Source organism: Paenibacillus nuruki (assembly GCF_001721045.1).
In the GTDB taxonomy this organism is placed as follows: domain Bacteria; phylum Bacillota; class Bacilli; order Paenibacillales; family Paenibacillaceae; genus Saccharibacillus; species Saccharibacillus nuruki.
In genome coordinates this window covers 43114-61265 of the sequence record NZ_MDER01000070.1, presented here as the reverse complement: position 1 = coordinate 61265, position 18152 = coordinate 43114, and the positions used below count along the sequence as shown (strand labels likewise).

The window sequence follows — 18152 nt, the reverse complement described above, 5'->3', positions numbered from 1 at the left end:
CCTGAATGATTAGTCTTTATGTGATATTAGGAATACGCCAGTCGATTGGACGTTCACCGTGCTCCTCAAGAAATTGATTGGTACGTGAAAAAGGTTTGCTTCCAAAAAATCCTTTGCGAGCAGCAAAAGGACTTGGATGTGCTGAACGAATCACTAGATGACGCTCTTGATCGATAAAAGCTTCTTTTTCACCAGCATGATTGCCCCACAGTAAAAATACCATTGGCTGTTTTCTATTATTAAGCGCATGAATAACAGCATCTGTGAATTGTTCCCATCCTTTGCCTCGATGAGAAGCAGGCTTGGATTCTCTGACTGTTAATGCAGTGTTGAGCAAAAGAACACCTTCTTTGCCCCATTGTACAAGGGAACCGTGATTGGGTGTCGGTACATCGATATCTTCTTTTAGCTCTATGTAGATATTACGTAAAGAAGGTGGTACTCTTACCCCTGGCATCACTGAAAAGCTTAATCCTTCCGCTTGTCCTGCACCATGATAAGGATCTTGTCCCAAAATTACAGCTTTGACTTCTGCATAGGGAGTCAGACGAAAAGCTTGAAAAAGCAGGTCACGTGGAGGATAGACGACCTCTTCTGCATACTCTTGATCTAGCCATGTCATCAACTGTTGAAAGTAAGGCTTTTCGATTTCTTCTTTTAATACTTCATCCCAATCATTACCGAACATATCCAACACCCTTTCTTCATTATTGATCTGTGATCTGACAAAAAAAGGACCAACCCATTATTCATGAGTCAGTCCTTTGTACAATAGGTGTACTTATGATAACCACGTATACCTACTTGAATGCTAAGGATCTCACCGTTCACCTATGAGCAACACTTATAATAGAAAGTAAACTATGCTATGCGTCTGTATTATAGCGTATTCTAGGTTCTAAAGGCAAGAATCTAGAGGATCTATTATCGTGAACGAATGGATGCTATTCTTTATATTTTTTCTATTTGCGAGCAGGTACATTAAAGTCATCGACATTAATATGTCCGAATCCTCCAGTTGATTGATCCACTACTTTAATGTAGAGTTCTTCGCCTAAATATGCGGATGCATCCCAAATTTTTCTTTGATACTCTTCATAGTTAGTCGCTGTTTCTTTAAATAACTCTTTGCCGTCTGATGCTCGAACCAGTGCTACATATAATTTATCGATATCACGACCACCACTGAGTAAGAAATTGATATGTCCATTTCCTCCCAGAATAAAAGGTTGTGATTGTAGTGTACCGGTTAAGCTATCTCCTCCAGCTTGTTCATTGAATCCCCATAAATGGTATCCACCCGGGATTTTTTGGGAAGGATTGAAATAAATCGTGTCCCAGAAAAACTTTTGATTGGTGACATGTACATTTTGGAAAGCATTCCCTTCGCTAATCCATCCTGTAAGATCCCCTGTAGCAAAATCGTGATTAGGCAAGTCTTTAATATTGGTGTATTTGGTATTATCCCAATCCTCTGGTACATCTACAGGTGGAGCAGGTTCACCTGTCAAAGCATTCATATTCCATACTTCCATCGACTTCACTTGGATATCCTGATCTGCCCAGACTTGTAAACCAAGCGAATCGTATCTACCCACATAGACGCGAGTGGTCAATTTTTTCTTATCGTTGGCAAAAGCTTCAACAACCGAACGATCCAAGAAAATATGCAATTTCAGATTTTCTCCATCAAGGTCTACATATCCGCCTTGGATGCCATCGACACGTACATCAGGATCTACACTGCTTTTATTACGATCGACGTTAAAGGTTTTATTGGTTTTATCATAATAGATTAATGTTTCCTCTTCACCCTTGTCAGAGCGTCTGACTTTCAGTCCAAACTTCTGGGATTGTTTAGGATCGATTTCCATTACAATTTCTAACGTATCGCCTTTGACCGATTGAATAGCTTGATTAGCAGCTTGTAGATTTTTATCTTTGAAATCGACTACTTTCGCACCCCGTAGACTCTGTAATTCTTCTATCGGTTTAATCTGTAATTGATCCTTACTATCCAGACTCAGCGAAATCGGCAATGCCAAATTATGAGCCCAGCCTGCCTGATATTCGGCTTGCGGTGTTCTTACATTTTGCACCATCGAATAAATGACTGTTCTACCGTCAGGTGTGACCATTCCACTTTCAGCGGTTAAATAGCCGTCGCCTACATCTAACTTAGAAGGCGCTTCTTGATCCGGAATAAATTTGAAATGTTCTCGATCCCATGTGCCTATCCAGTAAAAGACTTCAACATCTCTTTGCACATCGTTAGCTGGAGCAACATGCTCCGGTTTTTCATGCGGATTGATAATAAAAATATGTTTTTCTTTGCCTGCACTATTTTTACCTAATGGCAACAATACAGGCAATTCCCATACTGTACCAAGTTCAGGATAGCGAGTTCGATCACTTTCATATAGTGGGCCTTTGTACTCCCAGTTATACATATCATCCGATACATAGACCAGAGCTGTACCACTGCTAAAATCTTTGATACCGGACGTGACTAACTGATACCACTTGTCAGTTTCTTTGTCATACCATACAAAAGGATCGCGGAATTCATTCGGAATTCCTTTACCGTTCTGTTCAGTCACTGGTGTAGGATGTTTCACCCATTTCTCCAAATTAGGATCAGCCAAATTCGCAGGTTTGGCTAGAGCTGTACGTTGATTAGGAGATAATGCATCATTTCCAGCTGTATAAAATAACACAGGATTGCCTTCGCGATCATAGGCTGCACTGCCTGACCATGCACCATCAGGATCCAGACTGCCTGCTTCTGGAGCAAGTGCAGGTCGTACATTTTCCCAATGTACCATATCATCACTCACCCAATGACCCCAATGAATCTGATGCCAGAAAGGTCCTTGCGGATTATGTTGATAAAATAAATGATATTTTCCGTTAAAATAAATCGGTGCATGTGCTTCATTCATCCAATTTTGTGGAGGCATTGCATGATATTGTGGACGATGTTGATCCCCATCAAAAACAGCAGGATCTTCATCAATATCACCATTTGGAATAGTTGGAATGTTGCCACCATGCAGAGTTTTCACACTCTCATATTCAGCTAAAATCTCTTGAGAAGTTAGTGCTTTGTTGTATAGTTTTAATTCATCAATCAGTCCGCTAAACATATTAAATGAAAATAAACCTGCTAGCTCGACTGGATTGTTATTTTTCCCAATCACTAAATCTGCTGAAGAAGGAGTAATCGGAACGTTCGCAGGTGTTGCCTGAGAGGCTACTTGCTTACCGTTCAAGTATAACTTGATAATACCTTCTGTTTTGTCAAAAGTGGCAGTGACATAATTCCATTTGTATTTCTCAAGCGGGTGATCTTTAACCCATACTTGAACCCACTGACCCCCGATTCCTAACTGCATCGACCATGTGCCGTGTCGATACATTCCAAGTGCAAAACCTTCTGCTTTATCGGGGTTAGACTGATTGACAATCGTAGATAACTTATTGCCATCTCCCCATTCATAGCTACGTGGAGCTACCCAAGCTTCGATTGTTAATGCATCATTGACAGCAACAGTATCTTTGGTTTGGATTTGGATATCATTCGAATAGCCATCAAATAGCAAGGCTCCACCTTTCACTCCACGTGAAGTCCATCTAGGATCTTTGGAATCCATATATCTAGCGTTGTTAAATACATAATTCACATCGTGTTCGATATTGGTGACTTTTTCTAATGCTTTCTTTCCTGTACCTTCGTCAAAATTCATATCAAAAATAGTACCTACATTGTTAGCTCGAAAAGCATCAACAGCAATACTAGCTTGATCAGATGAATCGACAATCTTCAGATACAGTTGCTTATTGTAATATTTCTGGAGTTGCCATGAGATCTTCTGATTGGCACTGACAGTCTCTGTCTTTTTCAGTAGCACGTCTGTCTGTGCATCATATAGTGCAACATAAGCATCCTCTGGATGAACAATATCCAAAATAGTAAAGTTTATCATGCCTGTTCCTTGAAGTTTGAAAGTACTGGAAGTTAATGAACCGATTCCTTCCAGAGAAGACTTGGCATAATACTGTCCTTCTTTGCCCGCTTTAGATTCATCGGTTACTTGAAAAGGAGTCCCGTCTACTGTCCAACCTTCAATATTCCCTGTCTCAAAGCTAGGATTTTTTATTTCACCGGGAATAGTAGCCACTGGAACCCTATTTTCTGCTAATACGCCTTCTTGAGGAGCCGTTTTATACAATGTTTGGAAATCATCTGCGAAGATCAGTCCCCAATCGGAGGTTGCATGATCCACAATCTCAATATACAGTTTTTTACCTACATACTTAGACAAATCTGCTTTATACTTTTCCATATTTGCAAGTCTTAATCCTTGATTGGGATTGGGAAATCCAGATTCATTAAAAGCAGAATTTCCGTATTTGGCTACAGAATTTCCTGTATCTGCATCAATAATGTTCAAGTAGGCTTCATTATTATGCTTACCTCCGCCCAATCTAAACGTAATCCAACCTGTTCCACCAAGCTTGAACGTACTCGAACGAAGTGTACCTGTAGCCGATTCATCATATTTCCAACCATTTAGATGATAAGATCCTTCTTGATTGTATGGAATTTTTTCAGCCCACCATGTCGTTTCATTGGATACACTGTTCGGGCCGAATGCATTACCTTCAACCACCGTCCAGCCCGTAAGATCTCCTGTCTCAAAACCTGGATTGGTAATCCCATAGACTGCTTGTGTAGCTGATAATGCAGGATTTTGATAAACTGCATCTGTCACTGATGATTGGATGTCTTTCTGTGAAATCGAAATATCGCTTATCGTAGATTCAGGTGCTGCTGCCGCTGATATTTCAGGAGCGATACATTGAAGAATCATAATCGGAATAATCAATTTGGAAATCCAAGATTGTCTACTCTTGATATTGTTCATTAAATAGCCTCCTTCATCGTATAAAGCGCTTCTACCAAATCGATTGCATATCCCATACTTCCATCGAGATCACTTCTAACTCTCCATCACTCCAAAGTTCCATTTCCAAAGCATCTGCTCGACTAGGATAGACTCGAGTCGTTAAGCTTTTCAATCCATTTGCATAGACTTCGATCATAGAACCATCGAGATAGATATGAAGCTTCAACGGATCATCATGAATGTCTAACGTACCCCCTTGAATGCCTGTAGAGACCTCTTGAGAATTCAGTGTTGATTTGGTACGATCAACCAACAACTGAGCAGCCTTTCTATCGTAATATAGCAATGTTTCTTCTGCTCGATCCGGTGTACACCGAACTTTAATCCCTATGTTTTGAGCTGTTCTGGATTGCAGTTCGACCTGAATCTCTAGTCGGTCACCTCGAACATGCTTCAGAAGGTCATTAGCTTCTTGTAACGACTTTTCTTGAAACGATACATGCTTCTTCCCACGCAGGGATTGAAGCTCTTGAATAGGTTCTATGCCTAATCGTCCATCTTCCCTCAAATAGATGCTTAGCGGCAACCCAGCATTGTGAGCCCAACCTGCCTGATATTCAAGTTCCGAAGTACGATCACCCTGTGCAATGGTGAAAATAATTTTTCGATTGGTTTTGGGATCTATCATTCCGCTCGGGCCTGTAAAATGAAAATCTCCTACATCAATTAATTGAGGTTCTTCTTGATCTGGTATAAATGACATTTGTTGTTCATCCCATTGCCCGATCCAATAGAACACTTCAACATCTGCGCCCTCTCCTACAGGGCTAACTAACAAAATATGCTTATGCTGACCCTGCTGATCGATTCCTAATGGAAGAAAGACAGGCAACTCCCAAATCGGCCCAAGATAAGGATATTTCTGTAGATCCGCTTGATAAAAGATACCTTTGTACGTCCAATTCAGCATATCTTCTGAAGAGAAGGCAAGTGCTACTCCGCCTACATCTTCAATACCTGATCCTACTAAAGCTAACCAGCGATCACCTTCTTTCCATACAAAAGGGTCTCTAAAATCTCCAAACGCACCTATTCCATGGGGTTGCACCATCAGAGAATCTGGATATTTAGTCCATTGCACAAGATCTGGATTGTGATCTTGCAAATAAGTGCTTTGTGCAAGGGCTACACTTTGATTGGGAGAAAGATTATCATTGGCTGCTGTAAAGAACAAAACAGGTAGCCCGTTGACATCATAAGTAGCGCTTCCAGACCAAATGCCATCAGGTGAAAGGTCATCATGTTCAGGAGCTAGCGCTACCGGGAGATCACGCCAGTGTACAAGATCTTTACTCACCCAGTGCCCCCAATGAATATGATAAAAGAACGGGCCCAAAGGGTTGTGTTGATAAAATAAATGATATTGCCCGTCAAAATAAATCGGTGCATGAGGTTCATTCATCCAATGAGCAGGCGGACTCGCATGATACTGTGGTCGATGCCGATCTTGTAATAATGGTGTTCGATCTAGCTTGATCTCGTCATATTCTAGCTGTGGATGTGTACCTTCAGACGTACTGTCTAAAACATGTTGATACGCAGAAGCAATCTGCTCTGTATTCAGTGCTTGATTGTATATTTTGAGTTCATCGAGGATGCCACTGAACATTTGAAGATGGAATACATCAGCAAGTACACTGCTATGATTGTTTCTACCAATAAGCAGATCAGTATCGTCAGCTTGAACAAGTCGAGCGCCCACAGGTACATCATTACAAGCTATTTCGCTACCATTCAAATACAATTTAAGTTCTCCACGATCACTGTCAAATACAGCATGGATACAAGACCATGTATTTTTGGGAAGTTCATATCCAGCAGGTGCCCATACTTCTTTCCATTGCCCGGTATCCAGCCCTACTTGAAAAGACCATGATCCATGTCGTGACATTCCTAGTAGATAGCCTTGTTTTTGCTCCATATCATGACGATTCACAATAGCTGTTAGCTTACCTTCGTTGCCCCAATCATAAGAACGTGGTGCTATCCAGACTCCTATCGTAAGTGCAGAGAAAGAGACAGCTTCACGCTCTATACCTGTCTTATCCAATGAATGAGCAATATACGTTGAATATCCATCGAAGCACAGCCCACTTCCGACAATGCCTTTTCTCCACTGTGGATCGTGCTGATGCAACTCTGATGAATGAAAAACATAATGGATCGAATCTTGGACTTGAGAGATATTCTCTACCGTGCTTGATCCTTTACCTTCATCAAAGTCCCAATACATTATCAATCCACGATCTTCTGCCAGGTGACTCATGCATCTGCCCCCCATGCAATAGCATCTTGCATGGCCACCGATTTCAGCGTATGCAATTGAAGAGAAGTTAGCGTCGTTTGACCTGATTTTGTACTGATCTCGATAGATTCAAGTGGATCAGGGAAAATCTGATCGGTGATAGCGACAATACCCTGATTGGCATACACTTCTATCGAATTGCGATCTACCCAAATATGCAGATGTAATCGCCCTTCTTTTATCGCTAGAGGAGCACCGTGTTTGACAGCAAATGAAGGATGAAAATCCGTTATTCCTGAACAAGAACGATCGATAAATAACCACTGTTGCACAGGATTGTAACCGACAATCACTTCACTTTGTTGCGAAGATTGAAGACGGATATGAACTTCATCTTGCGAGCGGACATCTAGCTCTACTTCTATTTCGATGAGATCATTATGGGTATGCTCTACAAAAGGAGTTGCAGGTGTAATCAAAATATTTTCCCAATGTCGAGATTCTTCACGTAACTGTTGTACTTCTTGTACAGGCATTTGCTTGAGTATTGTATGTCCGTTGTTAGAAGTTAGAGATAAGACACGTGGTAGCGTCATAGCACCACGCCACAAATCAGTAGGGGTGTCGTTAGCATATTTCCAATTACTCATCCAACCGATAATCACCCGGCGTCCATCTTGTTCAGGTATATCTGACCAAGTCACGCCTGCATAATTATCTCTACCATAATCCAACCACATGACATGATCTTTAGGGTTATCATTGCTGAAGGTATGACCGTCAAAATCTCCAACAAAATATTGTGTTCGAGATCCTTCAGGGTATTCAGGATGATCTCCTATACTTATTATCAGCACCCATTTGGAATACCCTGTATCATCTATAGGTAATTCAAATAGATCAGGACATTCCCATACCCCATCATGTGAGCCTTGACCTTCGCCAAATGTGCTGGTTAACGACCATTCCAATAAGTTTTTGGATGTATAGAATCGTGCATGACCACCTGCAACAATCACCATAATCCAGTGAGCACTTTGCGAATGCCAGAACACTTTAGGATCTCTGAAATCGATCAAGTCTTTTTCCGTAATCACAGGATTCCCAGCGTATTTGTGCCAGGTATGCCCTTGATCGCTACTATAAGCTAGACTCTGACGTTGACGGGGTTGATCGGTGTCTGGATGGGTATCTGCATGGGTAAATATAGCGATTAATCCATGAGTATCTTCAAATAATCCGCTACTATTTTGCCAATCTACAACACAGCAACCCGAAAAAATCGCTCCATGTTCATCCGGAAATAAAGCAACCGGCATATGTTGCCACTGAATAAGATCTTCACTGACAGCATGCCCCCAGTGCATCGGTCCCCATTTCGTACTGTACGGATGATATTGATAAAAAAGGTGATACATGCCTTCGTAATACACTAATCCATTCGGATCATTCGCCCAGTTAGCGGCAGGTGCAAAATGAAAACCGGGTCTGAATACATCTGTAGTATGCTGTTGATTTAACTTCATAAATTGCTCAATCTCATCTATTGTTGGCATTGCTTCAAGAGCCCCTTTTCGTGTAGTCACTAATGCTCCTCCAGCGTTCGCAAAAGTAAGCATACTTATCATTTGTTGCGTTGTTACATGTTCCAAAGCACTATCACTCTTCAGAATGTGATATAACAAGCAACCTAGAAAAGCATCACCAGCGCCTGTAGTATCAATAGTGTCAACTTGGAAACCCTTTACATATCCCTCCAGATGAGATAAACGGTAATAACAACCTTTTTCAGCTAAAGTTACTACGATCAAGGGAATATTGAATTGACGTTGTAACTCTAACGAACCTTTTTCAATATCAGTGGTGTTGCAAATAAAACAAAGTTCTTCTTCCGATATTTTTAAAATATCCGCATGGTTCATTCCCCACCATATCTGTTGCTTAGCTTCTTCTTCACTTTCCCATAAAGACATACGCAGATTCGGATCAAAAGAAAGAAGTACTCCTGCTTCTTTGGCTTGCATCACCGCAGTCTGAGTCGCACTACGTGCAGGTTCATGACTCAACGATACCGAACCAAAATGCAGCACTTTACAATGTTGAATCCGCTCGAGTGAAATGTCTTCTGATTTCAGAAAAGTGTCAGCCCCTGGCTTGCGAAAAAAACTAAACGATCGATCGCCTTGATCATCTAAATGAACAAAAGCCAAGGTTGTACTCGCTTCGTCTGTAAAAGACACTTCAGATACATCTACTCCAGCATTTAACAATCGTTGATGTAGTAACGAACCAAATGGATCACCTCCTACCTTACTGATTAATGCCGTACTCGCTCCTAGACGAGACAATGCAGTCACTACATTAGCAGGTGCCCCTCCAGGATTGCACTCAAACAATTGATGATGTTCAGCTGTATGTCCAGCCGGGGTAAAATCCACTAGCAATTCTCCAATAGCAATAACATCAAGCACAGTTGTTCTCCACCTATTCTCTATTTATTTGTAAGATTAGCGTTGTAACGATCAAGTCCGGTCTGATAGATGCCCATCAATTCATTCAGACCCATTTTCTCCAATGTTTTTAAATAATCATTCCACTCTTCATCGGTCACACCGTTCACAATAAATTGTCCTCTTTTGGTGTTGACATATCTCATTAATTCAGGCTCAATTCTGTTGATCTTATCCAATTCTTCTGCTGCAAAAAAGATATTTGGGTACTTCTCTTTTTCCATATAAGGAACATAGTATTTGGCTAAATCTTTAGCACGATTCTGAGCACGAGGCTCCATATCTACAACTTTCCCAAAATCAGCAGCCGTAATGACGCCCGGTCCACCTGATCCTGGTGTTACTTTTTGGCGATACTCTCCTGCGGATGCTCCTTCTGGAAGTGGCAGATTGACTAATTTACCATTTTTGTCTTTTTTAAATATGATATCTAACGGACCCCAGTGAATTTGGGCAGCCATATACGGTTCATATTGTTGATCAATCCAACGCATCGTCAATTCGGGATTACTGTTCACACTAGTAATAGCAAAAGCTCCGCGCCCTGGGCCTCCACCGTTAGCACGTCCAATCAATTGATCTCCTTGCGGTCCTTTTAGTGGAGATAGAAGAACATAATCTTTAGCACGCTCTGTTCCAACCACTTCTTCAGCTTCCCACCAGATATACGATCCAAGCGTCTCATCAATCGTTTTACCTTTAGATAAATACTGCGCGGCATCTTGAGTAAATGATTCTGGATCAATCAGACCTTGCTTGTACCATTTCTCATGGAAATACGTTAATGCTTCCTTGTATTGAGGCTGGGTAGCGGTAAAGATCACTTGTCCATTGCGAACCACTCTGTGCTCCAAATTGTCAGGAAGCCCAAAAGCTCCAAAAAGTCCTGCAATATCCATACACCATTGCATATGCATAAAGCTTAATGGGATTTCATCAGGCTTGCCGTTTCCATTAGGATCTTGTGTTTTGAAAGCAAGTAAAGCTGCTGTATATTCATCTAACGTTTGCGGAACAGGAAGCCCTAATTGATCCAGCCATGATTTATTAATCACATGAAAGAACGGGTTGATTTCAAGATTGTTTTCTTCCCAAGAAGGTAATCCATAGATATGCCCATCTGTTGCTGTAATGGCTAACTTGATATCAGGACGACGTTTAAGCAGTGCTTTCAAGTTAGGCGCATATTGATCAATCAAATCTTCCAACGGAATAATCGTGCCATCTTTTCCATAATTGATTAACTCGTAATCGGTAAATCCTGCTGCATAAAAAGCATCTGGTAAATCTCCACTAGCAATCAGCAAATTTTTCTTTTCTGTATAATCAGTATCGGGGATATTCTCCCAATTGATTTTGACATGTGTCTTCTTTTCCAGACGTTTGAAGATTTCCATTTCTGAAAATTCTGGAGCTAAAGCAGACTTTGGAGATACCATTCTTAACGTTATTGATTCATCTACAATAGGAAGACCTGTTTGATGAAAAGCTACTTTTTTACTGGGATCACTACTTTGATTGTTTGAACCATTATTGTTTGAACATCCGCCCAGTATTAACGCTCCACTCACCATCAAAATGACGGTACTTTTGAATACAGATTTCACAATTTCTAACCTCCTTATACTTTCCACAAGCTACAATCTGGTATCACATGTTATGAAAATAGATCTCTTTGCGATCATCATTTCTGTGTAACTTTATTTCACTTATCCTTTGATCGATCCGATCATGACTCCTTTAACAAAGTACTTCTGCAAAAATGGATACAACATCAGTAAAGGTAGACTGGATACCATAATCACGCCGTATTTAATCAATTCAGTCACACGCATTTTCGCTGCATACGATTCGACATCAATCATCATGCCCGAGTTAACCTGATTCTGAATTAGAATATTGCGAAGGACTAATTGTAGTGGATACTTCTTATCGTCACTCAAATAAATCAAAGCATCGAAGAATCCATTCCAAAAGCCGACTACATGATAAAGCACCATAACCGCTAAAATAGATTTGGATAAAGGTAGAACGATACTCCAGAAAAATCGAGTATTGGAACAACCATCAATAGAAGCGGCTTCCCACATTTCATCTGGAATCGATGATTGAAAAAACGTTCTGACGATAATAACGTTAAATACGCCACCTGCTCCAGGAAGAATAAGCGCCCACATGGTATTTAACAAATGCAGATCTTTTATTAGCAAATAGGTAGGAATCAACCCTCCACTAAAAAACATAGTGATTAGCAAAAACCACATAATAAAAGACTTTCCAGCTAGATTTTTACGAGCTAAAGGATAAGCTGCAAATACGGTAACTGCAACTCCGATCAGTGTTCCGAGTGTGGCATACAAAATCGAGTTAGCGTATCCAATCCATATCGAAGAATCATTAAAAATCCGTTCATATCCATCTAAAGTAAACCCTTTAGGAAATAACCAAATCTCACCCGAATAGATATAATTAGGATCACTGAATGAGGCAACCAATACAAAATACAATGGATATAATACAAGCAACATAATAAAGGTCAATAGAGCATAATTAATAATGTCAAACCACATATCTCCTCGACTTTTACGCTTCAGCAATGAATTCAAAGTAAACTCCTCCCTACCAGAGACTGGTTTCTGTCATTTTTTTGGCAATTCGGTTGACTGTAACAATCAGAACAATATTGATCAGTGAGTTGAACAAACCTACTGCTGTCGAAAAGCTATATTGTGCTTTCTGAATTCCCATCTCATACACATAAGTTGGAATAATATTAGAGGTCGCATAATTCAAATCACTTTGCATTAAGAATGCTTTTTCAAAACCTATGCTCATGATATTACCGAGGGCGAGAATCAGTAAGATCACAATCGTTGGCAAAATACTTGGAATATCGACGTACAATACACGTTTCCATTTGCTTGCACCATCCATTGTTGCCGCTTCATGAAGTTCAGGGTTAACTCCCGCCAGTGCAGCCAGATAAATGATCGTGGCAAACCCTGTTTCTTGCCAGATCCCTGATAAGATATACAGTGGTCGGAACCATCCTTCATCCGCCATAAAGAGAATCGGTTCTCCGCCAAACATCGTAATGATATGATTGATCATTCCACTATTCGGAGATAGAAAAACGTTCAGCATACCGATCAGTACTACTGTAGATATAAAATGTGGTGCATAAATCACAGTCTGTACAAATTTTTTGTATGTTTTCCCTAGCATTTGATTGAGCATAATGGCAATAATAATCGGAGCAGGGAATCCAAATAATAAGGATAGGAAGCTAAGTGAGAGCGTATTCATAATAACTGTCCAGAAATTATAGGAATTAAAAAAATCGATAAAGTGTTGAAATCCTACCCATTCACTTCCCCATATTCCCCGACTGGGTGAGAAATCTTTGAAGGCAATCTGTACGCCATACATAGGATAGTACTTAAATAGAAGATAAATAATAATGATCGGTAGTAAAAATAAATACAATTCATAGTCTCGTTTGAAGCGACTCCATCTTTTTTGTTTGGTTTTGGTCGGTTGTTGGACCTGACTGGTTATCGAATCCACTCTCATTCTCCCTTTCATTTCTATCGTTTTTGAAACGTTTCCAACTTGGTCTAAATAAAATATTCACGTTTCATTTTATAGGATTGATCATTTTTGAAACGTTTCCAATTTTAAATAAAAAACAGCAAGTACTCCTTATTACACAGTATGTACTGAAGTTTTTTTGATCTAAACAAAGATCATGTCGTTTCACCTTGTTTGAACATTACTGGAATACGGTATACTTGCTGCTCCAAAGAGACACCTTCCATTTTGCTATACAGGAGTCTAATACTCATGCGCGCCATTTCTTCTACTGGTTGTCTGATTGTGGATAATATAGGATGAAAATAAGGACTATCTTGAATCCCATCGTATCCAATCACTTTTACATCTTCTGGAACTGAGATTCCCTGTTTAGTTGCTCTGTCGATATAATTCGCTGCCAACATATCTGTAATTGCAAATACACCATCAATATCAGGATATGTACCAAAAAACTCATCAAAATACGCTTGATCATCTACGATCGGATCTGCCTTTTCATAAATAACATAATCGATTCCTAGTACTTCTGCTTCATCAATAAATCCTTTTCTTCGATTCATCGTTTCGCTAAATACAGAAGTGATACTTCCCATAAAAGCTGGCTTTTGAGATCCTGCTTTAACCAGTTCTCTTAGAGCTAAGCGCCCTCCTTCATAATTGTCTGAAGTGACACAGGTGATCTTCTTATTAAAGTGTCGATCAATACTTACAATCGGAATATCATTACTGACACTACTTTCGATATCGTTATACGTTATGCCTACAATACCAGCGACTTTGTTTTGTCGTAGCATATCCAGATAGTACAGTTCTTTTTCAGGTTTCCCTCCACTATTGCATAACATCAACTTAAATCCTTCTTGATCCAATTCATCTTCAATATAATAAGCTAATTCAGAAAAGAAAGGATTCCAAATACTCGGAAGCAATAAGGCTACCATTTTAGATTTTTGCATTTTGAAATTACGAGCGACTTCATTCGGGAAATAATTAAGCTCTTGGATAGCTTCTTCTACTTTTCGACGTGTGATTGGTTTAACAGCTCCAGAGTTGTTAATAACTCTAGAAACGGTTCCTACAGCAACGCCGGCTAGCATAGCTACATCTTTAATGCTGGTCATTTAACACCTCCGACCTTTCTTATGGAATTTATAATAGCACCAAATTGGAAACGTTTCAATACTTTTTTGGAAACGTTTCATTTTAAATAAAAAGCGAACAAAAAGGACTTACTCTTTCTTCTCGAGTCAGCCCTCTTCTACTACAAATATAACGGTTATCTAGCTAGCTATTTAATTCAGTTTGTCGTTCGTTAATACTAGCATGTTGTTGAAATGCGCTAAATACGATCTCAGGTAATCTCTCTCCATCTATTACAGAGTGATCCATATTCTCTACCGATAATGGCTCTGTTGAAAATAATTCAGCTTCTTGACGACAGCAAGTCACGGTAATGCGTTTGGATTCACCCGGAAAAAGAGTAAAATAAGCTTCACTTGCTGTGATCCAATAACGGTCACTGGATTCATAAGGATAGATATGCAAAGCTACACTTTCCCCTTGATTGGTTACTGTATAATCTCTTGTCCATAATGTATAAGCGATACTATCAGATACAGAAGTACTCCACTCTCGATCGGCTTCTACCTGTAAATAAGAATTGCCTTTTTGAAGCGCAGGTGCATAGATAGACTGTTGCTTCGTTGAAAAAGTATACATATTATCTGCAATCGATTTCTCTCCACATATAGACTGCAAGCGAATATAGAATAACTGATCTTCAGTCTGCGGAATTGTACAGCGGAACAAAGCAGGCGTTACCGCATGATTGGAATTAGTTGTTCCGACAATATGACGTTCTTGCAATATCTGACCTTTGCTGTTCAGCAATTGGATATTCACTTTAAACGGTTGGTCGTGATCATGACTAACAATACGCATAGGAAATGCGACAATCTGTCCTGCTTGATAATGTAGACTACGATAATCGATACTTGCTCGAAAAGGAGCAAACGCTTCTTTCACACAATAATAAGCCATCTTCGTTTCATAATAATAATCTACTAGATTTGTACAGCTCACATTAGGCCACGGTTCATTCAATTGCCAGACAAGACTACCACTATTGTTAAACTGCCGGCTTCGATTGGAATCCAAAATAAAGCGTAACCCTTCAGCTTGAATCCATTGGCTACAATCAACAAACGTTTCCAATGTCTCTAAAGAGCCAAATAAGTCAAGATCCCGACTATACGTATCCCACCATTCTCCATGATGCCGCCAGACCAGACTCTTTTCCATCGAAGTCGGTTGCCGATAAGACTCACTTAGAAATTTATGTAGACTGCGAACAGGACTCATCCCGTCTACGCCAAACTCACTATGAAATAAATGATCTGCTTCTCCATACAATACATAATGTTGTGGATTACCTTCATATTTCCAGTGACCGTGTACATCATGGCTGACACCTTTTTCATGGGTAATATATTGCACAGGTCCTGAAGCAGATGTTGGTAAAAACAACCGCTGTGCATCATATTGCTGAACAAGTTGCTTGAGCATCGCTAGATTAAGATCATCATATGTCGAAGGAATATTAGGTGCACTCATTAATTCATTACCACCACTCCAGATCGTAAGGCTGGTATGATTGCGACGACGCTTTAGTGCAGAGATCGCATTGGTTTGTAATAAAGTCAAAAACTCTGGCTGTTGAGAAGGCCTATTATCTATTCCAGAACTAGACTGGATAAATTCTTGCCAGATCATAATACCGTGCATATCACATAGCTCATATAAAATACTTTTTTCTATAATACCGCCACCCCAGATGCGAAGCATATTCATATTCGCTTCTTTAGCAAGGTGAATAAGCCATTCATAACGACCATCCGTAATATTGCCGTACAGATGATCCAGTGGAGTGATATTTGCACCGCGAATATAAATTTTACGCCCGTTAATTTTGACAGTGTAAGGTAAAGCATCGGCTGGGCTTTCTTCATTCGCTACATATTCCAAGCGCCGAATCCCTATACGACATGTATACAGATCACATTTCATATCCTGCTGAAGCAATATAACCTCTACAGTATACAAAGGCTGATCTCCATATCCATTGGGATACCATAACTGCGGAGAATCAATAACACTTTGAATGTTAAATGCAGACTCATGCTCTGTAAGTGACTGTTGTAATTGAACAACCGAATTTCCTGCTGAATCCAAAATAGACACTTGCACTAGCGTAGACTCTTTACTCTCCCCATGTTGCTTGATCTCTCCAACAATCTGAATAAGCCCTTGATGTTGCTCGTTTAGATCTGTCTGTACTTGAATATCCTGTAATGAACAATTTTGATAGGACTTAAGCACAAGATCATCCCAGATTCCAATATTGATCAGACGGGTTGAAAAGTCCCATTTGTAATTAAATCGACTTTTCTGAGTAAAGGTTGCAGACGTTTTGCCGATTTGCCCCATTTCATCAGGAGGATGTTTGAGTACAATTAGTAATTCAACAGTCTGACTTTGCTTCAGACATTCGGTGATATCCAATACAGCCGGTTCATACATCCCGATATGTTCTCCTAGAAATTGCCCATTCCAATAAATAAGGGCTTCATAATCAAGCCCTTTGCAGATCAGTTCAGTTCCAATAGATTCTGGGTTTACACCCCATACATCTGTCCAGTCAAAACATGTCCGATACACCCACCAGCGATTCTCCACCCATTCACATTGAAGACTGTTCATATCACGATATGGATTCTCTATCCAACCTGCACGATAAAGATCATAATGAACACCACCAGGTACAGTTGCTGGCATCCATTCAGTCACACCCATTAATTCATTCCCAATCTCCATACTTGTTCCTTTGATCGGAACCCAGGGCCAGAATCCTTTCAGTTCCCATGTCAACTGACGTAATGAATATTCTTGATCTGATGTATACATACTTGCCAATAGAATCATGTCCTCTCTTACCGTATGATTATCCTTTTACTGCACCACTGGTCACACCTGAAAAGATATATTTTTGCAGAAATAAATATAATAAAACGGTTGGAATCATAATAATCAGAATCGCCGCACAGATATTGGTCCATTGGGCTTGATTGTTTCCTGCAAATCGCATAATAGCTGTGGAGACCACCACTAAGTCTTGCTTGGGCATATACAGAAATGGAATATACAATTCATTGTAAATATTGATTGTTTTTAAAATAATTAACGTAGCTGTTGCAGGCCCTAGTAACGGTAAAATAATACTGCGATAAATCCGCAATAGACTGGCACCGTCTATCATCGCACTTTCATCTAATTCATACGGAATATTTTTGATAAATTGCAAATAGATATAGATCTGGATCACATCGGCTCCTACAAAAAGCAAAATAGGTGCATACAGCGTATTATAGATCCCCATCGCTTGAATAATAGAAAAGGTAACCACCTGAGTCGTAATCGTCGGGATAATCGTAGCAATCAAAAACGCACCAATCACGAGTTTCTTCCCTCTAAATTCGATTCGTCCTACAGCATAAGCCACCATCGTACCGAGTATAATATTGCCGATTAAAGCGACCATAATAATCAGAAATGTATTGAAGAAAGCATGCATAATATCTGCACGATCGATTACATTTGCAAAATTGTCAAAGTTCAAAAAGCTAGCAGGTAACGAAAAAGGGTTACTGCCTTCCTCTTCATTTTTAAATGCATTTACAAATACAACATACAGTGGAAACAGTACGGTACATGTACCCACAATCAAAATGACATATTTGAGCATATGCACAAGATCAAATTTTCGACTCATTAATG

Annotated in this window: 10 protein-coding genes; all 10 read right to left on the bottom strand. The window is 39.9% G+C overall.

The window, feature by feature from the left end; genetic code table 11:
* Window positions 1-16: 16 nt before the first annotated feature.
* Complete coding sequence (locus PTI45_RS18090; RefSeq protein WP_069328983.1) at window positions 17-688, bottom strand: uracil-DNA glycosylase; 672 nt, start codon at window positions 686-688, stop codon at window positions 17-19.
* 274 nt (window positions 689-962) lie between these two features.
* Window positions 963-4928: a GH32 C-terminal domain-containing protein gene (locus PTI45_RS18085; RefSeq protein ID WP_069328982.1), complete on the bottom strand. Its 3966-nt coding sequence runs from the start codon at window positions 4926-4928 to the stop codon at window positions 963-965.
* 31 nt (window positions 4929-4959) lie between these two features.
* Window positions 4960-7236: a GH32 C-terminal domain-containing protein gene (locus PTI45_RS18080; protein WP_069328981.1), complete on the bottom strand. Its 2277-nt coding sequence runs from the start codon at window positions 7234-7236 to the stop codon at window positions 4960-4962.
* A complete protein-coding gene (locus PTI45_RS23785; protein ID WP_083243607.1) occupies window positions 7233-9686 on the bottom strand; it encodes a PfkB family carbohydrate kinase in 2454 nt (817 codons plus the stop codon). The genes PTI45_RS18080 and PTI45_RS23785 overlap by 4 nt, the downstream gene beginning before the upstream one ends.
* Before the next feature lie 20 nt (window positions 9687-9706).
* Entirely contained in the window at window positions 9707-11299 is a 1593-nt protein-coding gene (locus tag PTI45_RS18070; RefSeq protein WP_083243613.1) for an ABC transporter substrate-binding protein, read from the bottom strand.
* 135 nt (window positions 11300-11434) lie between these two features.
* Window positions 11435-12331 carry a carbohydrate ABC transporter permease gene (locus PTI45_RS18065; protein WP_069328979.1) on the bottom strand — a complete coding sequence of 299 codons (897 nt, stop codon included), beginning with the start codon at window positions 12329-12331 and terminating at the stop codon, window positions 11435-11437.
* Between the two features lie 13 nt (window positions 12332-12344).
* Entirely contained in the window at window positions 12345-13298 is a 954-nt protein-coding gene (locus tag PTI45_RS18060; RefSeq protein WP_175425220.1) for an ABC transporter permease, read from the bottom strand.
* 173 nt (window positions 13299-13471) lie between these two features.
* Window positions 13472-14440: a LacI family DNA-binding transcriptional regulator gene (locus PTI45_RS18055; protein WP_069328977.1), complete on the bottom strand. Its 969-nt coding sequence runs from the start codon at window positions 14438-14440 to the stop codon at window positions 13472-13474.
* A 163-nt stretch (window positions 14441-14603) separates the two neighbouring features.
* Window positions 14604-17282, bottom strand: coding sequence for a glycoside hydrolase family 2 protein (locus PTI45_RS18050; protein WP_175425215.1), 2679 nt, complete (start codon window positions 17280-17282; stop codon window positions 14604-14606).
* A gap of 37 nt (window positions 17283-17319) precedes the next feature.
* Window positions 17320-18147, bottom strand: a complete 828-nt coding sequence (locus tag PTI45_RS18045; RefSeq protein WP_069328975.1) for a carbohydrate ABC transporter permease — start codon at window positions 18145-18147, stop codon at window positions 17320-17322.
* Window positions 18148-18152: the final 5 nt, after the last annotated feature.

Coding starts and splice junctions, on each gene's coding strand:
- PTI45_RS18060 (WP_175425220.1), bottom strand. CDS start 13,298: ATGAGAGTGGATTCGATAACCAGTCAGGTCCAACAACCGACCAAAACC.
- PTI45_RS18070 (WP_083243613.1), bottom strand. CDS start 11,299: ATGGTGAGTGGAGCGTTAATACTGGGCGGATGTTCAAACAATAATGGT.
- PTI45_RS18045 (WP_069328975.1), bottom strand. CDS start 18,147: ATGAGTCGAAAATTTGATCTTGTGCATATGCTCAAATATGTCATTTTG.
- PTI45_RS18085 (WP_069328982.1), bottom strand. CDS start 4,928: ATGAACAATATCAAGAGTAGACAATCTTGGATTTCCAAATTGATTATT.
- PTI45_RS18050 (WP_175425215.1), bottom strand. CDS start 17,282: ATGTATACATCAGATCAAGAATATTCATTACGTCAGTTGACATGGGAA.
- PTI45_RS18080 (WP_069328981.1), bottom strand. CDS start 7,236: ATGAGTCACCTGGCAGAAGATCGTGGATTGATAATGTATTGGGACTTT.
- PTI45_RS18090 (WP_069328983.1), bottom strand. CDS start 688: ATGTTCGGTAATGATTGGGATGAAGTATTAAAAGAAGAAATCGAAAAG.
- PTI45_RS18055 (WP_069328977.1), bottom strand. CDS start 14,440: ATGACCAGCATTAAAGATGTAGCTATGCTAGCCGGCGTTGCTGTAGGA.